The organism is Paraglaciecola sp., assembly GCF_030730205.1.
Lineage (GTDB): Bacteria > Pseudomonadota > Gammaproteobacteria > Enterobacterales > Alteromonadaceae > Paraglaciecola.
The window spans coordinates 1-4,352 of sequence record NZ_JANQVQ010000087.1 but is presented as its reverse complement, the minus strand read 5'-3'; the positions used below and the strand labels follow the sequence as shown (position 1 = coordinate 4,352).

Annotated in this window: 4 protein-coding genes; 1 reads left to right on the top strand and 3 read right to left on the bottom strand. The window is 36.4% G+C overall.

What is annotated here, in order from left to right; translation table 11 throughout:
* From NWQ57_RS07580 to NWQ57_RS07570, 3 genes are all read right to left on the bottom strand, one after another.
* The coding region (locus NWQ57_RS07580) for a glycosyltransferase family 2 protein (RefSeq protein WP_306021540.1) at positions 1 to 611 on the bottom strand (611 nt) is incomplete at its 3' end.
* Positions 612 to 613: 2 nt separating this feature from the next.
* Entirely contained in the window at positions 614 to 1,486 is an 873-nt protein-coding gene (locus NWQ57_RS07575; RefSeq protein ID WP_306021539.1) for a glycosyltransferase family A protein, read from the bottom strand.
* Entirely contained in the window at positions 1,483 to 2,436 is a 954-nt protein-coding gene (locus NWQ57_RS07570) for a hypothetical protein (RefSeq protein WP_306021538.1), read from the bottom strand. Before NWQ57_RS07570 ends, NWQ57_RS07575 begins: the two co-directional genes overlap by 4 nt.
* 386 nt (positions 2,437 to 2,822) lie before the next feature.
* Here NWQ57_RS07570 and NWQ57_RS07565 point away from each other — a divergent pair, with 386 nt between their 5' ends.
* Positions 2,823 to 4,310 carry an oligosaccharide flippase family protein gene (locus NWQ57_RS07565; protein ID WP_306021537.1) on the top strand — a complete coding sequence of 496 codons (1,488 nt, stop codon included), beginning with the start codon at positions 2,823 to 2,825 and terminating at the stop codon, positions 4,308 to 4,310.
* Positions 4,311 to 4,352 lie beyond the last annotated feature (42 nt).

Below are 4,352 nucleotides of genomic sequence, written 5' to 3'. Positions count from 1 at the left end.
GGTTCATATCTTAAATTTTCGACCATAACCTCAATTTGGATATATAGCTTTTTAGCTATTGCCCAACAGTTTTGGTGTGGAAAACCTGAGGCTTTTAACATTTCTTTTACCGTTACGGGAAATACAGTTTCAGATAAGCGCGGGTCATTTGGGGATAAGGTTGCTGGCAGATTTTCTACCCAAACATTTGCCACCTGTTTATTTTCATGAGTCATAGCTTTTTGATTAGCAAAATAAAAGTCTGCGTTGGCTTTTTCTATTTCAGTTGCTGCACGCATTAAAAAATTTTGGTCAATCCACCAGTCGTCATCATCTAAAAAGCAAATAAACTTTCCTTGGGCAATGTCTACCCCTTGGTTTCTAGCAAAGCAGTGGCCATGTCCGCGTGTACGCTCAATAAGGTTAATGTAACTTACATTATCAGGGCTGATTTTTTCTAAATCATCGTATGCTTCTCTGTGCTGCGCATTGGTACCGTCGTTCACCACAATAACTTCAAATGAATCATAAGATTGTTCAAGCACTGAATCTAATGCTTTTTTAAATTCAACTGGCCTGTTGCGTGTTGGTACCACAACGCTAAAAAATGGGGTAGTGCGTTGATTTTTCACGGTTATGCCTTTTTATTTATTTCTTGGTTCATTTTTGAAATGGCTATCCAATCAAAAAGAGTATTTAAACCATTAAAACTTAATGTTAATGCTGTCGGATTTTGTATAAATGCATCTACCGCTTTTTCCGGCATCGCTTTATAGCCATGGGCTTTTAAGTTTTTAACGATTTCATTTTGTTGATATTTACGCATTGAATAACGTACACGTCTTCTAAGATACAAACGAATATCATCATATTTCCGCCAATTTAATCTGGGGTAATAAAATATCGCATTTTGGCACACAGAAATGCGTTCTTTAGGTAAATCAGTACCAGCGCAAACATCTGTTGCAGATAAATAACCTAGCATGCTGTCATCGCCAATTAACCCTACAGGTAGTTTTACATTAAGGTTTTTGATTTTTGTGAGAAAAACGGGTGAGAGTAAATATAGGTTGCCGGTAAACTCGTGATTTTTTAACAAGGTTTCACGCCAAGTCTTGGCACTACGTCCTCCTGCCCAAGGGAAGCTCGAAACAGCATTAACGTTTGCTTGGTTATTAAAGTGCGTAACGATATGGTTAATAGCATTTTGTTCAAAAATCAAATCACCATCTAAAAAAACAGGTATTGCACCAGCTTGATAAAAATTATAAACGAATTCGTTCCAAGCATTGGCTTTGTCACCAAGTTTAATGTCAACGGGGATAACTCTTCTATCGTGCTCTGCAAAACGCTGACACTCTTTTAGTGTTTGGTCTTTGCAGCCATTTACCATCACAAACACTCGGATATTTAACTCATCTGACGCCGCAATGATACTTGTTAGACTGTTATATATTTCTTTTTCAAGATTGTATGCCATAACACAAATTTGTACTAACTGGGTCATGGCTGGCGAACTCCGTATTCTTTTTCTTTAACAAGAACAAATTGGCCAGAATTATGTGAGTGAAACCATTTGATATAATCGATAGTTACCGTTAAAAAATGGTCTTCGTCTTTCTGCTCTTTTACGTAAGGGGTTAAACCTGCTTTTATGCTGGGTGAATGGAACGATAAGATAAAATCCTTTTGTCCTAAGCGCATCTGTGCTCGCGTTATTTTTTTTAAATCTGCCAGTGCAAAACCTTCAGGTGATAAACGTTGGCGCTTTACGCGTAAAACTTTCATCAGTAAACGACTGATAAAATTCTTTTGATAGGTTTCGAAACGAGAGGGCTTTTGGTTAAACCACCTTTCTAGTGAGGGAGTAATTGCCAATACAGATGTGGTATGAGGCCAGTATAATATTTCATTGTTGACAAAAATATCGTTATTGTAACTACTGAAATTAGGACCTTCTTGGTGAGTGAAATCGCAAAAAGGACTAATACTAACGTCGGTTTTGTACCCTAATTTTTTGAGGTTAGTTACTGTGTGTTCACTAATGCCGTAACGCCCTGCTAAATAAGTGGTTGGTTTTACACCACATACTTCGGTGATTATGTTGGTTAGGCTTTTTAGTTTTTCAAATTCTAGTTGTTCGCCTAAGTTGCCGGGGTAAGAGTTAAAGTTTGTTACTTGGTCTCCTTCGGCAAAGGGAGGGTTTACCCAGGGGTGTAAGTGCGTGGCAAATTCTACGTTGTTGTACTGAGTTTTAAAAAAATCAATAACTTTTTGGCCTTCTTGACTATTCACAAACGCATAATCTAAGGCAAATGTGATTTTTGCTCCCTCAGTAATAAGCGCTTTACAAAACTGAGTTAGTTTTTCTCCGTGGGTAACGTTATCATTTGCCTTAAAGAAACCACCGTTCCAATCAAACTCTTCTTCTGTATGGATCACGATAGACAACTGCATTTGTGCTTTACCTTTGCTGCAAATAATTATTTGTTAACTTTAAAATTGTCATGTTTAGTTTGATAAACACACAATCTTCAATTATAAAGCGCCTGAGAAAACATCACGCTATTACGAATGTTCTTGCTCTGTATTTTAAAGTCGAAAGTAGCAAATTAACGACCTGATTCTGATGCCACATTAAACTTGTTGATACTACTATATAAACTGTTATGGTCAAGCCTGACTAAGGTGGTAATAAATACCGTTTGCCTTAACTTATTTGTATAAATGGGACACAGGTTTTCGCTGTAGCTTTTTTTATTTATTTAACGGATAAAAATTTGTAACGTTATCGGCATTGTTATTTATGCTGTGAAGGGTTGAGAACGATTGGGAAATTGCCTATGCATGCACCTATAAACAATAATAATAAGATAATTAAAAGTATTAAATGGGTTGTTATCGTTAATTGGATTAATCGATTACTAGGATTTATTTCAATCGTTATCTTAGCTCGTTTACTGACCCCTGAAGCTTTTGGTATAGCAGCTATTATTATGCTAGCTATCCAATTAACTGAGACTTTTACTAACGTAGGTGCAGAGCAATATTATATTCAAAAAGAACACTCAACTCGAGAAGACCTAAATTGTGCTTGGACTACTAATCTGATAACAAAAACGGGTGCGACAATAGTATTGGCTGTTCTTGGTCCCTTTGTTGCCTACTATTATGACTATGCTTCGTTAATACCCGCTTTACTTCTCGCATCATGCCTCCCTTTGATAAACGCTTTAGTGAACGGTGAGATTATTCAATACAAGAAAGACCTTGAGTATAAAGCATTTTCGATGGTTTTTTTGTACAGCAAACTTGTATCTAGTTTGGTTACCATAACACTAGCTTTTATTTTTCATAGCTACTGGGCCTTATTAATCGGAGCTATTTTCGCTTCAGTTGCAAATTGTTTACTTTCTTACATGATGATAAGTGATAGAACGCAATTCGGTTTATTAAATTGGCGAGCACAGTTTCATTTTTCTAAATGGGTAATGTTTAAAGCGGTGGTTGGGCATTTAAAGTCTAAATTCGATACTTGGTTTGCAGTTAATATCTCGGGTTTAGCTGGTCTTGGCGGTTATCATTTAGCTAAGGATCTTGTTTTATTTCCAAGTCGAGAACTCATTTCACCTATTACGGGGGTTCTATTCACTTCGATTGCCAAAGCACAAAACTACAGTGAGGATCAACGCTCTCAAATTTCAAAATCAATTGCGATAATTGCGCTTATTGGTTTTCCGATATCGTTCGGATGGGCGCTAATTGCGGCGCCACTGGTAGAATTGGTTTTAGGTGAGCAATGGATACCCTATACCGCTGTTATTGCGAGTTTGGGAGGATTAGTTGTTATCTTTGCATTAGGTGATTTTTTTGCTGATTTGATGGTGGCTGTAGGAAAAGTGAAACAATTATTCTACTTCGATACTGTTACTCTTCTCATGGCTTTTTCAACATTATTTTTGTTTAGTTCGAGTATCAACAGTCTAATTGAAATGGCCCAGATTAGGGTGTTCATAGCTCTGTTGGTTACCTTTACAGGTTTATGGTGGATCAGTTATCTTGGGATTATTTCTATCAAACGTATTTTTAAGTGTATTTTTTGTCCTCTAATTGTTGCTGTAATCATGAATCAAGTTACTTTATTTGTAATTGAAGATTTAGCCTTTGGCGCTTTTGCTATATTTTTTACAACTGCAATAACTGCAATAATTGTGTATTTTTCTCTAATACTACTGGTATTAAAATTTGATTTATTAGGAAAACAAGAGTCAACGTTTTTCAAAAAAATACTTAACGAAGGACTGCGGCAGATCACTAGTAAGTTGCACTAGATCTACGAAAGCGTCTAGCAAAGGCCGTCTTATAAATATCAA